Source organism: Sorangiineae bacterium MSr11367 (assembly GCA_037157805.1).
In the GTDB taxonomy this organism is placed as follows: domain Bacteria; phylum Myxococcota_A; class Polyangia; order Polyangiales; family Polyangiaceae; genus Pendulispora; species Pendulispora rubella.
In genome coordinates this window covers 7,455,841-7,471,530 of sequence record CP089983.1, presented here as the reverse complement: position 1 = coordinate 7,471,530, position 15,690 = coordinate 7,455,841, and the positions used below count along the sequence as shown (strand labels likewise).

At 65.7% G+C, this 15,690-nt stretch carries 11 protein-coding genes and 1 pseudogene; 6 read left to right on the top strand and 6 right to left on the bottom strand.

Features of this window, described 5'->3' with window-relative positions; all coding sequences use genetic code 11:
- Nucleotides 1-141: 141 nt before the first annotated feature.
- A complete protein-coding gene (locus LVJ94_28915) occupies nucleotides 142-534 on the bottom strand; it encodes a nuclear transport factor 2 family protein (protein ID WXB00931.1) in 393 nt (130 codons plus the stop codon).
- 186 nt (nucleotides 535-720) lie between these two features.
- Between LVJ94_28915 and LVJ94_28910 the strand changes: the two genes are divergently transcribed.
- Together LVJ94_28910 and LVJ94_28905 are read left to right on the top strand one after the other, a co-directional pair.
- Nucleotides 721-2,130: a 3' terminal RNA ribose 2'-O-methyltransferase Hen1 gene (locus LVJ94_28910; protein ID WXB00930.1), complete on the top strand. Its 1,410-nt coding sequence runs from the start codon at nucleotides 721-723 to the stop codon at nucleotides 2,128-2,130.
- Nucleotides 2,127-4,661 carry a polynucleotide kinase-phosphatase gene (locus LVJ94_28905; GenBank protein ID WXB00929.1) on the top strand — a complete coding sequence of 845 codons (2,535 nt, stop codon included), beginning with the start codon at nucleotides 2,127-2,129 and terminating at the stop codon, nucleotides 4,659-4,661. Before LVJ94_28910 ends, LVJ94_28905 begins: the two co-directional genes overlap by 4 nt.
- On the opposite strand, the gene LVJ94_28900 is transcribed toward LVJ94_28905, so the two are convergent.
- A complete protein-coding gene (locus LVJ94_28900) occupies nucleotides 4,658-5,671 on the bottom strand; it encodes an alcohol dehydrogenase (protein WXB00928.1) in 1,014 nt (337 codons plus the stop codon). The genes LVJ94_28905 and LVJ94_28900 overlap by 4 nt on opposite strands.
- 143 nt (nucleotides 5,672-5,814) lie before the next feature.
- Entirely contained in the window at nucleotides 5,815-7,152 is a 1,338-nt protein-coding gene (locus LVJ94_28895; protein ID WXB00927.1) for an aminotransferase class III-fold pyridoxal phosphate-dependent enzyme, read from the bottom strand.
- 34 nt (nucleotides 7,153-7,186) lie between these two features.
- Here LVJ94_28895 and gcvA point away from each other — a divergent pair, with 34 nt between their 5' ends.
- Together gcvA and LVJ94_28885 are read left to right on the top strand one after the other, a co-directional pair.
- Nucleotides 7,187-8,179, top strand: a complete 993-nt coding sequence (gene gcvA, locus LVJ94_28890) for a transcriptional regulator GcvA (protein WXB00926.1) — start codon at nucleotides 7,187-7,189, stop codon at nucleotides 8,177-8,179.
- A 5-nt stretch (nucleotides 8,180-8,184) separates the two neighbouring features.
- Nucleotides 8,185-9,177: a cyclase family protein gene (locus LVJ94_28885; GenBank protein ID WXB00925.1), complete on the top strand. Its 993-nt coding sequence runs from the start codon at nucleotides 8,185-8,187 to the stop codon at nucleotides 9,175-9,177.
- 1 nt (nucleotide 9,178) lies between these two features.
- On the opposite strand, the gene LVJ94_28880 is transcribed toward LVJ94_28885, so the two are convergent.
- Nucleotides 9,179-10,024 (bottom strand): hypothetical protein, encoded by an 846-nt coding sequence (locus LVJ94_28880; GenBank protein WXB00924.1) that lies wholly within the window; start codon nucleotides 10,022-10,024, stop codon nucleotides 9,179-9,181.
- Between the two features lie 558 nt (nucleotides 10,025-10,582).
- A pseudogene (locus LVJ94_28875) lies at nucleotides 10,583-10,675 on the bottom strand (TetR family transcriptional regulator).
- Nucleotides 10,676-10,899: 224 nt separating this feature from the next.
- On the opposite strand from LVJ94_28875, the gene LVJ94_28870 reads away from it, so the two are divergent.
- Together LVJ94_28870 and LVJ94_28865 are read left to right on the top strand one after the other, a co-directional pair.
- Nucleotides 10,900-12,087, top strand: coding sequence for an outer membrane protein assembly factor (locus LVJ94_28870; protein WXB00923.1), 1,188 nt, complete (start codon nucleotides 10,900-10,902; stop codon nucleotides 12,085-12,087).
- A gap of 128 nt (nucleotides 12,088-12,215) precedes the next feature.
- Entirely contained in the window at nucleotides 12,216-12,578 is a 363-nt protein-coding gene (locus LVJ94_28865; GenBank protein ID WXB00922.1) for a YciI family protein, read from the top strand.
- On the opposite strand, the gene LVJ94_28860 is transcribed toward LVJ94_28865, so the two are convergent.
- Complete coding sequence (locus LVJ94_28860) at nucleotides 12,575-15,673, bottom strand: DPP IV N-terminal domain-containing protein (GenBank protein WXB00921.1); 3,099 nt, start codon at nucleotides 15,671-15,673, stop codon at nucleotides 12,575-12,577. The genes LVJ94_28865 and LVJ94_28860 overlap by 4 nt on opposite strands.
- Between the last annotated feature and the right edge of the window lie 17 nt (nucleotides 15,674-15,690).

Below are 15,690 nucleotides of genomic sequence, written 5' to 3'. Positions count from 1 at the left end.
CCATCGGTGGCGCCTAGAATGCCACGTCGCATTCCCGATGCCTTCGCGGACGACACCATTCGTCCCGGCGACGATGCTCGACCCACATCGAATCACTTGGACGCGCGAAGGCTACCGCAAGCGATCCGTCCACGGATTCGTCTAGAAAGGTTCGAAGCAGTCGTAGTTGCGTTGGCGGAAGATCTGACCGTCGCGAAATTCGATGAAGACGGCGAAGCTTGCGCGAAGGACGTCACCGGGGGCGCGCGAGCCGACGGCGACGGCGAGGGTGCCGGACCATGCGACTTCGAGCGCCATCGTGTCGCCTTGGGCGACCATGTTCTTGATTTCGTACTTTTGGCTGAAGAGCACCTTGGTCCCACGCCGGAACGCTTCAATCATGCCCGCGAGATCGTATTCGACGCCGTTCGGGTTGAGACGGTTGGGCAGTTCCTGCTGGACGACACCCGGGTGCAGCATCGAAAGAAGCCGCGCTTCGTCCCCCTGCTCGATGCAGTCGAAGTAGTCCTGAATCAGCGCTTTCGGATCGATCATGCGGCGCACTCTAGGCGAGGCGACGGTCGTTTTTCACGGCGTCTTGGAGATAAAATTTATCCTTTCGTATCGATCCAGGCGGGCGCGTGCGGGAATAAAACTGCGGGCATCCGCGAGAAGCCGGGACTGGCTCGGCGGTTGCTATGACGTTGCGAGAACCAGCTGCGAGACGAGGCCGCGCTTTCCATGCTCCTTACCATCTCCACGAACGATCCCGGGCTCCGTCCTGCGACGGATCTCGGCTATCTCCTGGGCAAAAATCCCGAGCGCGTGCAGTCGTTCGAGCTCGGCTTTGGGCAGGCACACGTGTTCTATCCGGTGGCGTGTGCCGAGCAGTGCACCGTGGCGCTGCTGCTCGATGTCGATCCCGTACGCCTGGCGCGCAGGCCCGCGGAGCGCGATGGCTACGTGCCCCTCGAGCCCTACGTGAACGATCGGCCTTACGTTGCATCGTCGTTTCTGAGCGTGGCCATGGCCCAGGTCTTTGGCTCGGCATTGGGCGGCCGGAGCCGGGAGCGGCCGGAGCGGGCCGTGCAGGCATTGGCGTTCGAGGCCCGCCTCGAATCGCTCCCGTGCCGCGGTGGCCGCATGCTCGTCGAGAAGCTCTTCGCCCCGCTCGGTTACGCGGTCGAGGTCGAACGCCTGCCGCTCGATTCACGGTTTCCCGCCTGGGGAGACGGCCCGTATCACCGCGTGCGCCTCCGAGGCGCCGTTCGACTCGGAGAATTGCTGTCGCACCTGTACGTGCTCATTCCCGTGCTCGACGACGAAAAGCACTATTGGGTCGGTGACGACGAAGTGGAAAAGCTCGTGCGCAAAGGCGAGGGGTGGCTCGCCACGCACCCCGAACGCGACCTCATCGCCTATCGCTATTTGCGGCATCAACGCGTCCTCGTTCGAAATGCGTTGGAGCGCCTGTCCATCGACGAAGGCGCACCCCCCGATGCGGCGGATGCGGAAGCCGCCGCGGCCGAAGAAGCCGTGGAGAAGAGGTTGCGGCTGGACCAAGTACGCATCGAAGCCGTGGTCGCCGAATTGCGCGCACTCGGCGCGCATTCCGTGATCGATCTCGGGTGCGGGGAGGGGAAGCTTTTGCGGGCGCTGTTTCGCGAAAAGGCGTTTGCGCGGCTTGCGGGGGTGGACGTCTCGTTGCGCGCGCTGGAGATCGCACGGCAGCGGCTCGAGCGCGACCGGAACGACCGCATCGTCCTGATGCAAGGCGCGCTCACCTACCGCGACGAGCGATTTCGCGGCTTCGACGCCGCGGCGCTCGTGGAGGTCATCGAGCACGTTGATCCGTCGCGCCTCGGGGCACTCGAGGGGGTCGTCTTTGGCGATGCGCGCCCCGGCAGCGTCATCGTGACCACACCCAATGTAGAATACAATGTTCTCTTCGAGTCGCTTCCGGCGGGACGACACCGCCATGCCGACCATCGCTTCGAATGGACCCGCGACGAATTTGCTGCGTGGGTTTCGCGCACGGCGGCGGTTCACGGCTATGCCGCGTCCATCCGGGGGATCGGTGGGGAGCATCCAATGCACGGTGCGCCAACGCAGATGGCCGTCTTTCGGCGCGCAGGAGGAGAAGGCGCATGACCCGCCTCGTGATTCCCGAGTTGTCACTGGTGGTGCTCGTCGGGTGCTCCGGTGCGGGCAAGTCGACCTTTGCTCGCACGCACTTCAAGGCGACGGAGATTCTCTCGTCGGACGTTTTCCGCGGGCTGGTCTCCGATGACGAAAATGCTCAATCGGCCACGCCGGACGCGTTCGAGGCGCTTCATTTCGTGGCCGGCAAGCGGCTCGCGGCCGCACGCCTCACCGTGATCGACGCCACCAACGTGCAGCCCGAGTCGCGCAAACCCCTGGTGGCGCTGGCGCGGAAGTACCACGTCCTGCCGGTGGCGGTGGTCCTCGACGTCCCCGAGAAGGTGTGCCGCGAGCGCAATCGCGCCCGGCCCGATCGCGATTTCGGCGACCACGTCGTTCGGCAGCAAGCGTCGCAGCTTCATCGCTCGATGCGGCGTCTGAAGGACGAGGGCTTTCGCCACGTGTACGTGCTCTCCACGGCGGAGGAAATGGCGGCCTGCACGATGGTGCGGCAGCCTCTGTGGAACAATCGAAAAGACGACCACGGCCCGTTCGATATCGTGGGGGACGTGCACGGCTGCTACGACGAATTGGTCGAGTTGCTGGCGAAGCTCGGTTACGCCATCAGCGGGACGCCGGAGCAACCATGCATCACGCCGCCCGAGGGCCGCAAAGCCGTATTCCTCGGGGACCTGGTGGACCGCGGTCCCGGTGTCGTTCCGGTGCTCCGCCTGGTCATGGCGATGGTCAAGGCGGGGACGGCGCGGATGGTTCCTGGCAATCACGAGGTGAAGTTGCTGCGGAAGCTGCGCGGCAAGGACGTGAAGCTCACCCACGGGCTCGAGCAAACGATGCGGCAGCTTGGCCCGACGGACGACGGATTCAAGGCCGAGTTGGCCGAGTTCATCGACGGGCTGGTGAGCCATTACGTGCTCGATGGAGGCAACCTGGTGGTCGCACACGCGGGGCTGAAGGAAGCACTTCAGGGTCGCGCGAGCGGGGCGGTGCGCGAATTCTGCCTTTATGGCGAGAGCACCGGTGAAACGGACGAATACGGATTACCGGTGCGCTACGATTGGGCTACCGATTATCGGGGTCGCGCCGCGGTCGTCTACGGGCACACGCCGGTGCCGTCGGCCGAGTGGAACAATCGGACTTTGTGCATCGACACGGGGTGCGTTTTCGGTGGTGCGCTCACGGCGCTTCGATGGCCCGAACGGGAGCTGGTGTCCATCGAGGCCAAGCGCGTCTACTACGAGCCGGCGCGGCCGCTCGCGCCACGGGACGATTCCAAGATGGCGCCGCGCCCGCTCGACTACAAGGACGTGGCGGGCAAGCGCATCGTGCACACGCGCTATGCGCACGCGGTGACCATTCGCGAGTCGAACGCCGCGCCGGCACTCGAGGTGATGAGCCGCTTCGCGGTCGATCCGCGGTGGCTCGTGTACCTGCCGCCGACGATGTCGCCGTCGGAGACCGCGGGCGCTGGGCAGGCCTGGCTCGAGCGCCCCGAGGAGGCGTTCGCGTACTTCGCGGCGCAGGGCGTCCGGCACGTCGTCTGCGAAGAGAAACACATGGGATCGCGTGCCGTGCTCGTCGTCTGCAAAGACGAGTCGGTGGCCGCCGCACGATTCGACGTGGACGACGGCCGCGCCGGCGTCGTGTACACGCGCACCGGGCGCCCCTTCTTCGGGGATGCGTCGCTGGAGCGCGCCCTCGTGGCCCGCGTGCGTGCGGCGATGGCCCCTCTCTGGGGTGAGCTCGAGACCGATTGGGTCGTGCTCGACGCGGAGATTCTGCCCTGGTCGGCGAAGGCGCTGGAGCTCCTGCGGACGCAGTATGCCGCGGTCGCCAGCGCGGGCATCGCTTCGCTCGATGCCGTGGCCGACCTCCTCGCGGCGCGCGGCGACATCCCCGGCATGGCCGATCTCGCGACCAAGTACCGCGCGCGACGCGACGCCCTCGGTGCCTTCCGCGAGGCGTACCGTCGCTATTGCTGGGACGTACGCGGGCTGGACGACTACCGCATTGCGCCCTTCCACGTGCTCGCGGCCGAGGGCCGCACCTTCGTGGACCGCTCCCACGTCTGGCATATGGAGACGTTGGCCCGGCTCGCCGAAGCCGACCCTGCGTTGCTCATGGCCACGCGCTACCGCGCCGTCGATCTCGAGCAACCCGAGGACGTCGCCGCGGCCACCGCGTGGTGGGAGGCCCTCACGGATGCCGGGGGCGAGGGCATGGTCGTGAAGCCGCGCGAATGGATCCAGCGCGGGCCGAAGGGACTCGTGCAGCCGGCGCTGAAGTGCCGCGGGCGCGAGTACCTGCGCATCATCTACGGCCCCGAGTACACCATGCCCGAGCACCTCGAGCGCCTTCGCGCCCGCCAAGTGCGCCTCAAGAGAACCCTCGCCGTGAAAGAGTTCTCCCTGGGCATGGAGGCATTGCACCGCTTCGTGGCGCGCGAGCCGCTGTTTCGCGTGCACGAGTGCGTCTTCGCCGTCCTTGCCCTGGAGAGCGAGCCCGTCGACCCGCGGCTCTAGGTCATGGTCATGACCATGCGGAAGCGGGCCTTGTTATTCATCATGTGCGCATACGCCTCGGCGGCCTTCTCGAGAGGGACGGTCTCGATCATCGCGCGCACGTTCGCGTGCACGCTGAAGGCGAGGGTATCCTCCGCATCGACGGCCGATCCGGTGAGGGCCCCTTCGACGGATCGGCCGCCGAAAATGAGTTGCGAAGCCAAGACCGGGACGGGCTCGCCCGAGCCGCCGACGATGATCATGCGGCCGCGCGCCGTGAGCCCGCCGACCAGCGGTCCCATGGATTTGCTGTCCGCGGCGGTCGCGAGGATGACGCGGGCGCCGCCCAGCTCCTGCAGCGCCTTCGTCGGGTCCTTCTCGACGCTGTCGATGTAGTGCGTCGCGCCCAAGCGCGTGGCGAGGGCCGCCTTTTCGGCGCCACGGGCAATGGCTGCGACGCGAAAGCCCATATGCTTGGCATATTGAATCGCCAGATGCCCCAGGCCTCCAATGCCTTGAATGGCCACGAGATCGCCCCCGCGCGCCGGTGAATTCCGCAATGCATTGTACGTGGTGACGCCGGCGCAGAGCAGCGGGGCGGCTTCGCGTGCATCGAGCCCGTCGGGCAAGGCCACCAGACCTTGCACGTGGGCCACGACCATTTCCGCATAGCCGCCATCGTGCGTGATGCCCGAAATCCGCTGATTGGTACAATCCACGAAGTGCCCGCGCCGGCACGCTCCACAGTGCCCGCAATGCCCGCCGAGAAATCCCACCCCCACGCGCTGCCCAACCTGCCACCCGGACACGCCAGGGCCTAGTGCATCGATGCGCCCCGCAATCTCGTGCCCCGGCACACGCGGATACGTGAGCCCTCGCGACTTGTTCTCGATCGTCAACGCATCCGTGTGACAAACGCCACAGGCCTCGACCCGAACGCGCACCTCGCCGGGCCCGGGCTCCGGTATGGGACGCTGCACGATCTCCAACGTGCCTGCCTGGCGAACTTGGACTGCACGATACGTTTGCATGCCCCCATGCTAACGACTTCGCGCGAACCCCGAGAGCCGGAAAGCACCGTGAGCTTGCAGAGTTCGACGTAAAGCTCTTCTTGACGGACCAGTTGCTCCGCGAACGCTTCACATACGAACTGTCGGATGGTCGCTCAATCCCTTCAAGCACGGTCCAAATTCAAACTTTCGACCTCCGACAGGGCCGCGTCGAGGGCCTCGAACCCGAGGTCGAGCTCCTGCCGCGAGATGTTCAACGGCGGCGCGATCAATGGGATGTTGTAACGTCCGTACGCATAGACCCCACGCGCGAGAAGGGCCCGGTAGAACGCCTGCATGGCTGCCGGCGGCGTGGGGTGGTGCCACGCAACCAGCGGCGTTTTTCCTGCGCCGTCGCGAACCAATTCCATGCCAAAGAGGGCGCCGAGGCCACGGACGTCGCCCACGAGGTTCGGGTGGCGGCCTTGCAGTTCCGTCAGGTCCTGCCGTAGCCAATTTTCGAGAAGGATGGCCCTCTCGAAGAGGCCCTCTTCTTCGTAGACCTCGAGCGTGGCCAGGCCCGTGGCGACCGCCAGAACGTGGCCGGCGTGGGTATGCCCCACATCGAAGTATTCGCGGTCGAAAAACCTTGCCACGCCTTCTCGCACCAGGATTCCGCCGAGCGGTACGTACGAGGAGCTCGCGCCCTTGGCGAAGGAGAACAGATCCGGCGTGACCCCCAGCCGCACCGACGCAAACGACTTGCCGACCCGGCCGAAGCCGGTCATCACCTCGTCGAAGGCCAGCAAGATGCCGTGTTCGTCGCAAAGCCGCCGCAACCCTGCGAGGTATCCCTTTGGATAGACCACGAGTCCACTCGAGCCCGTGACCGGCTCCACAAGGATGGCCGCCACATTGGCGGCGCCCTCGTGCGATAGCACCGTCTCGAGGTGCGCGAGCGCCCGCTCGGTCTCGAGCTCCGGCGTGTCCGCGTAAAACGGCGACCGGTACGGATACGGTGCGAGGAAGCGAACCACGCCTCCTGGTCCACAAGGACCGGAAAAGCGATCCCGCCAGCGATCCACGCCGGAGAGCGCGGCGCTGCCCAGATTGTTGCCATGGTAGGCGCGGTAGGCGCACAGCACTTTGGGCCGCCCCGTGACCATGCGCGCCACCTTGACCAGGTCGTCGTTGGCCTCGGCGCCGCCCGTGGTGAAGTGCACCCGCGCCCCCTCCGCCCATGGCGAAATGCGACTCAACGCCTCGGCGTAGCGGCTGCGCAGGTCGTTGAAAAAGCCCGACGGTGTCCAGCAGAGTCGATCGGCCTGCCGCCGGATGGCCTCCACGACCTTGGGGTGCCCATGCCCGAGGGGCACGCATACCGACCCGCTGGTCCAATCGAGGTAGCGCTTGCCGTCGGCATCGAAGAAGAAGCTGCCCTGGGCACGAACGACCGTGGGCGGATTCAAGCCCGCCTGGACGGACCATGGAACGAGAACGTGCGATCCAATCGAATGAGGCATTCGGGACCTCCTGCGCTATTCATTGAGCAGGAAAATGGCTTTGACAAATCGAGAGACGCGCGCCAAAGCCTCCGAAAAAGTGAGCCTTGCGTCGTCGCGTCGCTTGCCGCCGCTCAATGCGGTGCGTGCATTCGAAGCGGCGGCGCGCCAGGGTGGCTTTCAAGCCGCGGGCGCCGAGTTGCACGTTTCGGCCAACGCCGTCGGGCGCCTGGTGAAAATCCTGGAGGATTGGCTCGGCGTGCCGCTCTTTCGGCGCTTGGCCCGTGGCGTGGCGCTCACCGATGCGGGCCGCGATTACCTCGACCGGGTCACACCGCTCTTGGATCAATTGGCCGAGGCCACCGCCGATCTGCAGCGCGCGGAAAGCTCCAAGGTTCTCACGGTGAGCGCCGTGCCGTCCTTCGCAGCGCGGTGGCTCATGCCCCGCTTCGGCCGATTCACGGCGCGTTACCCCGAGTTGGACGTGCGCGTGCTCGCCTCCGTCCCGCCCACCGACTTTGCACGCGAAGGCGTCGACGTCGCCATCCGTCTCGGCCCGGGCACCTACGAGGGGTTGCGCAGCGATCTCTTGCTGCACGAGGACTTCTTCCCCGTGTGCAGCCCCCGCCTCGCCGCGGGCAAGCCGCGCCTGCGCAAGCCAAAGGATCTCGCCAAGCACGTGCTCTTGCACGAAGAATGGGAGTGGCGCATCCCCCTTCAAATCGACTGGCCCCGATGGCTCGGGGCCATGGGCATCTCCGGCGTCGATGCGCGCCGCGGCCCACGTTTTTCGTATTCGCACATGACCTTGCAGGCGGCCGAGGAAGGTCAGGGCGTTGCCCTTGCGAGCTCCGCGCTGGTCGGCGATGCCCTAGCCTCCCGACGCCTCGTTCGGCCTTTTGGCGATCGCTTCGTGCGCGGGCCCTATGGCTTCTTCATCGTCTCCCCCCTTGGCAGCGCCGCGCGGGACAAAGTCGTTGCGTTCCGCGATTGGGCCCTCGAGGAAGCGACGAGCACCTTCGTCGGGCGTAAGCTCGCCCCTACATGACGCCCATGAAGACCGCCTTTGTCGCCGCCGCCACCAGCGCTTCGCTGGCTCTGCTCGTCGCTTGCCAGAAAAGCCCGCCTCCGCCCGATCCGGTCGCGACACCCGCTCCGCCGCCGAAGCCGGCCGCCCCGCCGACGCTCTGGGAGGCGTACCAGAGCACCTTCAAGCAAGCGAAGTACATCGACCTCACGCACGCGTTCAATCCGAGCATCCCGGTGTGGCCCGGCTTTGGCCCGGCCAAGTTCAAGCCGAGCGTCGCTGGCCATGACGTTCCCGATCTCGTGAAGAAGGGGGCCGAGTTCAAGTACAAGCCGCAAGGCTTCATCGCCACGGCCTACGAGTTCACCACCGATCAATATGGCACCCAGCTCGACCCGCCCGCGCACTGGGACGAATACGGCGCCACCATCAGCGATCTCCCGCCGACCTTCTCCGTGCGCCCGCTGGTGGTCATCGATATCCACGAGCAGGCTGCGCGCGATCCGAATTACCACTGCACGGTGGCCGATATCCAATCGTGGGAGACGCGGCATGGCACCATTCCGGAGGGCTCCGTCGTCATGATTCGCTCCGATTGGTACAAGAAGTGGAACGAGCCGCAGCGCTTTGCCAATGCGCCCTTTCCGGGCATCAAGCTCGACGCGCTCAAGTTTCTTCACCTGGAGCGCAAAATCCTCTTTCACGGCCACGAGGCGCTGGATACGGACACCACGCCTTCCCTCGAGGGGGAGTCCTGGCTGATGCACAATCACTTTGCGCAGGCCGAGGGCGTGGCCAATCTCGATCAAGTTCCCGAGGCTGGTGCCCTCATCTCCATCGGCTTCGCCAAACCGGAGGGCGGCACCGGCGGGTACGCGCGCTACGTGGCCATTGCCCCGCCGGATTGGCCCCACGGCGTCACCATCGCCGAGGCGCCCGGTGCGCCGTTGCCGAAGCAACCATTCCCGCTCAAGCGTGACAAGGATGGTGTGCTCCGGCCGACGAAAGAAACGAAATAGCTCAGCGGCCCAGGATGTCGCGCAGCACGCCGGGGTAGTTCGTGATGATCCCGTCGACGCCCAGCCCGATGTACTGGCGCATCAATTGTCCCGTGTTGGGCGTGTAAACGCTGATGGTCATCCCGAGCTCGTGCACCCGTTGGATGAGGGCCTGGTCGGTCACCGTGTAGCTCGGATTGATCTGCCGGGCCCACGTGCTGGCCTCCACCAGGACCTCCTCGGTCGGGCGCGCGCTGTACAGAATGCCGAGTGGCACCTCGGGCGCGATCTGATGGTAGATGCGCAACGAATCGACGTTGAACGATTGGACCACGAGCTTGCCGAGGCGCAGCGCGACAGGCAAATATCCGGGAATGCTCTGCAGCTCCTTGTGAATCTCCGCCTCGATGCCCGGGTAAAGTTCCGGCGCCTTGACCTCGAGCAGGAGGCCGGCCCGTCCGCGCAGGGCTTCGACGATCTCGCGAAGGGTGGGAACGCGCTCGCCGGCGAAGTCCGGGGAGAACCAGGTGCCCGCATCGAGCTGGCGAATGTCGGCGAAGGTGAAGTCGCGAATGTTCCACGGCGCGCGCGTGGGGAAGACCTCCTTGGCGTTCGTGGTGCGCGCCAAGTTGGTATCGTGCATGACGACCAATTTTCCATCGGCCGAGCGCTGCACGTCGATCTCGACGAACGAGGCGCGATGATCCACGGCGAACTTGATGGCGCCCACGGTGTTCTCGGGAGCCGATCCGGAAGAGCCCCGGTGGGCGATGTCGACGACGTCACGCCTGCCACGGGCGTGCGCGGGGATCACGAAGGCAACCATGAGACAGAGCACGGCGAAGCATGCGGCGAGGCGTTTCGGCATGAGCAAGGTATTGCCAAATGCGCTTCACCTTGTCGACGATGGGCTCGATCTTTCGAGGAGCTAGCCTAGCGCGCCACGCAAAGGGTCGGCTCAGCGACGTCCGCGGCGAGGTTCCTCGTCCTCGTCGGGAAGGATCGTGCGCGCCATCTGAAGGACGAAGGCCTTGCGCACGTCGGCCTGTTCCATGTGAAGCTCTCCCGTGCGCTCGAAGAAGCGGGGGAGGAGCGCCGCGAAGAGCATCACCGACCAAACCTGGGTGATGGAGACGCGAAGCTGCTGTTCACTGCGCGAGGCCTTCTTCGCGCGGATGCGCTCCACGAGGCCATCGACGAAGTCGTGCAGGCGCGACATGGCGCGGCCGTCGTAGCGCTGTTCGTTGATCGCTTCGTGCATGTGCGCGTAGGCGATGCGTGGGTATTGCAACGTATGCTGGATTAATTCATCGAAGATCAGTTCGAGGATGCGACGCGGGCCATGTCCTTCTTGGGCGAACTTGTCGAAGTCTTCGAGCACGTCGGAGAAGGCTTGGTCCAACGTGCCTTCCAAGGTGATGGCGAGCAGGTTGTCTTTGCTGCCGAAGTAGTAGTTGATGGCCGCCCCATTGACCCCGGCCTCCTGCGCGATGTCCCGCACGCCGGTGGCCTCGATGCCATTGCGCTCGATGCAATCGATGGTCGCCTTGATGATGCGCTCACGAATGTCGTCACGTTTGCCGGGGGCTCCGGCAGCTGGTTTCGCCGGTTTTTCCGAGGAGGCGCTCGCCATACCAACATCATGCGTCGCCGGCGCTCACTTGACAAGCATCTGTTTGAGTCTATTGATTCAAACATACGTTTGAAACGACTGTGGCGACGCCGTGAAGGGAACCCGACCTCGTGAGATCCGTAACCTCTTGGTGTGCAACCTTTGCCTTCCTCCTTGCCGCGCCCGCTGTCTTCGGCCAGGAGTCCGCCCCGCCCAAGGCCGAAACGTCCCCGCCCGACGAGCCCGCCCAGGTGCCCGTGAAAGAAGAGAAGGAACAGACGGATCCCGTACCGTTGAAGACGGAGGGGGTGCCCGTCCAAGGCGAGTTCGCCGTGGTTCCGTTCGGGTTCCCGACCTACTCGCCGGAGACGAGCGTCATGGTTGGCGGTGCGGCCATGTTCGTTTACCGCTTCCCAGAGGGGTCCGGCCGGCGCGACTCGCAGGTGCTCACCGCGCTCGCGGCGTCCGTGAAAGGGCAGGTCACCTTTTTGGTGCAGCCGGACATCTACCTGTGGAACGACAACATCCAAATTGGCGCAACGCTCGCCGCCTCGCGTTTTCCGAATAGCTTTTACGGCATCGGCAATTCGCCCGACGGAAAGAAAGAGGAGAAGTACACGCCGGTCACCTTCGAGGCGGCTCTGAGCCCCAAACTGCGCCTCGTCGAAGGATTGTACCTGGGACCGGAAGTGCGCTTTCAGTACGCGAACATCACCGACAAAGAATCGGGCGGCCTTCTGCAATCGGGGGCCGTCCGTGGATCCGACGGCGGCAACATCGTGCAACTCGGTGCGTCTGGGTTTTACGACGCCCGCGACAATACGATTTACCCGCACCGGGGCCACATCGTTCGTGTGAACGCGCGCACGGCCCTCACGGGGTTGGGCTCCGATTTTTCGTACCGCTCGTTGACCGTGGATGCGCGCAAGTACTTCCCCATGCCGTGGGAGAAGCACGTGCTCGCCATGCAAGCCCTCTTCGAAGTGCGCGACGGTGAACCGCCCTTCTACGACCTGGGCCAGCTTGGCGGTGATGCCACGATGCGCGGGTATTTTCAGGGCAAATTCCGCGATCGCAATTACGTGACCGCGCAGGTCGAATACCGCATGCCGCTGTTCTGGCGCCTGGGGGCGGTGGGATTCGTGTCGGCAGGGCAGGTGGCACGCACCCTCGACGACATGCGGTTTTCCGACATCAAGGTTGGCGCCGGAGGTGGTTTGCGCCTTGCCCCGTTCAAGGACGTGCCGGTGAACATTCGAGTCGATATCGCATACGGCGATGAACCGAATTTTTACGTGAACATCGGCGAGGCGTTCTGACACTTTTTTGAGGGGGCCTGGGCAACCTAGCTCAGCCCGAGGAAAAAAAGTTGTCGCCATGTCGATTCGGCGCGGCCTCGATCGACGTAACCCAGGAGGAGACTTCGACCATGCGCTTTACGGTGACCATGAAACGCGACAATCGCGATAACCGCGTCGCCCCGGATCCGAAACTCATGCTCGAGGTGGGTAAGTTCTCGCAAGAGATGATCCGTGCCGGCGTCGTGGTCGCGACCGGAGGGATCGCGTCCAAGGGCACGATCATCAAGGCCATGAACGGCGATCTCTCGACGACCGACGGCCCCTACGCCGAGGCCAAGGAGGTCATCGCCGGCTGGGTCGTGCTGGAGGTGAAATCAAGGGCGGAGGCCGTGGCCATCGCGGCGCGCTTCATGAAGATCCACCAAGACGTGCTCGGCGCCGGCTGGGAAGGCGAGGCGGAGATCCTCCAGGTTTTTGGCCCGGAGGATTTCGGCCCATCCCTCAATTAGAGATGATCCCGTAGAAAGTGCGCTTTGCGGGTCCACGTTGGTCCGGCGATGTCGGCGGCGTCGAGCATGTGGGCCACGCCGACGAGGGGAACGAACTCCACGGGCCTGCCCGCCTTGCCCATCGTGGCGGCGAGTTTCAGCGCATTGGAGAAGTGCACGTTGTCGTCGACGGTACCGTGCACCAGCAAGAAAGGGCGGGCAGGGGAGGCCGGTGAAGGTGGCTGCGCGGCCCATGTGAGCAGCGATGCTGCCTCGTAGGCGGGGCTCGGCGGCATGCCGAGGTAGCGTTCCGTGTAGCACGTGTCGTAATCGGCCCAGTCGACGGCGGGGCTCGCGGCCACAGCGACTTTGTACACGTCGGGCCTGCGAAGGATCGCCAACGCCGACAGATACCCTCCGTACGAACGCCCGTAGATACCCACGCGCGCAGCATCCATTTCCGGGTGCAGCTGGCAGAGCGCGCGCAGGGCGGTCACGTGCCCTTCGAGCGGCGCTTCGCCCACGCGTCCGCGCAGCTTGCGTTCCCAGTCGCGACCGCGCCACATGGTTCCGTGTGCGTCGATGGCAATCACGATGGCCCCCGTGGTGTCCGCGATCCATTGATGCCGCACATACGCCGTCGCATCTGCGGTGACGACGTTGGTGTAAGGGCCGCCGTACACGGCGTCGAGGACGGGGTATCGACGCCGCGGATCGAAATCGCGCGGGCGAACGATGGCCACGTGAAAGCCTTCCTCGCCCACCGTGGTGTACTCCACCTGCGGTGCGCAAGGCAGATTCTCCGCCACCGACGGGATGGTCACGTGCACCGTGCCATCCACGGTGCGTGCACCGAAGCTCCGCTCCGCACGCGCGGTGAACTCGGAATAGGCATACGCCCGCGCGTGGCCGTCGAACTGCGCGTGCACCACGCCGTTCGCGCACGACGCGATGGGATAGGCGGCGCCCTGCAGGGGCACGGCCCAGATCTCCGCACGGATCGGATCCGTGCACGCGTTGACGTACGCGATGCGCCGCGCCGAATCGAGCGCGAGCACCTCCCGGTAGCCAAAGCCCGCCGGAGCCACGATCGCCTGCAGCGTGCCGCTCGCATCGCGGTGCTCGAGCTCCCAGGCACCACGCCGCTCCGTGGACCAGAGAAAGCCGCTGCCATCGGCGAGCCAGCGCGGCACGGAGTGCTCCACGTTGAGCCACGCCGCGTCTTCTTCGGCGACGAGCGTGCGCGTCGTTCCCGTGTGCCGCTCGAAGGCGAGCAGCAGCCCTTGCCGTTGCGAGCGGTCCAGCACGTACATCGTCGGCGGCGCATGTTCCGACCAAGTGACGGTGGCCAAATAGGGATATCGCTCGGTGTCCCAGGCGACGTTGCGCGGAGGGGCGTCGCCCGAGACCGTCGCGATGGCGAGGCGCACGATGGCGTTCGGCGTGCCTGCGCGCGGGTACGCCCGAAGCTCGGGCGCCTTCTCCGGGTGCGTGGGGTCCGAGAGGGTGAGACGTTGCACCGGCGAGAGGTCGGCCTCCTCGTACAGAATTTCGCGCCCGTCGGGTGACCACCAGAAGCCGCGCGAACGCCGGAGCTCCTCCTGCGCGATGAACTCTGCCAGACCGTGCGTGCACGTTTCCGTTCCGCCGAAGGTGACGCGGCGTTCTTCGCCGCCTGCGAGCGGCAGCACGTGTACGTCGTGGTCGCGCACGTACGCGACGAGCGTTCCGTCCGGTGACAGCTGCGGATCGAGCGCGATGCCCTCGCCCGTCTCGAGCTCGCGCACCGCGCCCGTGCCGCGGTCGAAGGCGTAGATGCGGCCCGCCAGTGGAAGCACCACGCACTGCCCGTCGCGCGTCACCTGAAACGAGGTGATCCCCGCGGCTGTGATGCGTTGCCGTTCGCGCCGCGCGCGCTCCTCGTTCGACAGGGTGGCCGGGCCGGCATGCAGTGCCTCCGGCCGCAAAAGCTCGCGCGTCTCGCCCGTGGCGAGATCCATCTCCCAGAGCGATTGGCTCGCATCCCGCGGGCGCGCCCGCAAAAAGAGGAGGCTCTGCCCATCATCCGAGAAAACGAGGTGCTTCGGCAGACCCAAGGTGTAGCCATGCGTCTCCGTCAGCGCCCACGGAGGCCCCTGGGGACGCGGCGTCGCCTTTGGCGCTTTCGGCGAACTCGGTGACTGAGCGGCGACCAAGGTCGGTGAGTCCCCTGGGTGCAGCTGGAAAGGCGCACCCAGTGCGATCTCGAACGCCTCGAGCAACGCATCGCGCATCGCACCGGCATCGGCCCATCGATCCGCCGGATCGAATGCAAGCGCCTTGTCGACGAGCCGTACGATGGATCGGGCGAGCTCCGGTGCGACCTGCGCCAACGAGCGGGCTGGCCGCGTGGCGGTGGCCACGAGTTGGGCACCCGCATGGTCGGAAACGTGCACCATCTCGCCCGACAAGAGCGAAAAGATCGTGGCCCCTGCCGCCCAGCAATCGCTCGGCGGGCCAATGGCGTCGCGGTTGCCGAGGGCCTGCTCGGGCGGCATGAACGCCGGTGTGCCGACCATCGCGCCGGTGAGGGTCGCGGTTCCCTCGGTGTCGGTCCGCCGCGCGATGCCGAAGTCGAGCACGCGCACGTTCCCTTGCGTCGTGATGAAGAGGTTCTCCGGCTTGATGTCGCGGTGGACGATGCCCTTGGTGTGCGCACGGGCCAGCACGTCGAGCACCTCCGCCATGATCAGGCCGACCTCGGCGATGGGCAGGCGCTTGCCCGCGCGCTCCCAACGCGCGCGCAGCGTCTCGCCTTCGAGCAGGGGCATCACGAGAAATGCGCACCCCATGTCGTCGATGCCATCGTCCACCACGGGCACGGCGCCCGGGTGTCCAACCTCGTTGGCCAGGTACGCTTCGCGCTCGAACAGCGCACGGACGTCCGGCTCGTTGTCGAAGTGCTCGTGCAGGAACTTGATGGCCACGCCACTGCCCAGGCGATCCTTGGCCGCGTACACCGCACCCATGCCGCCAACGCCGAGGATCCGATCGATGCGGTACTTCGCCGCCACGGTGGTGCCGATGCGCGCCAGGATGCGCCCGGAGGCCTGCTTGCGCGCGAGGGATTCCGTCATCGGGAGGTCCGAATGAT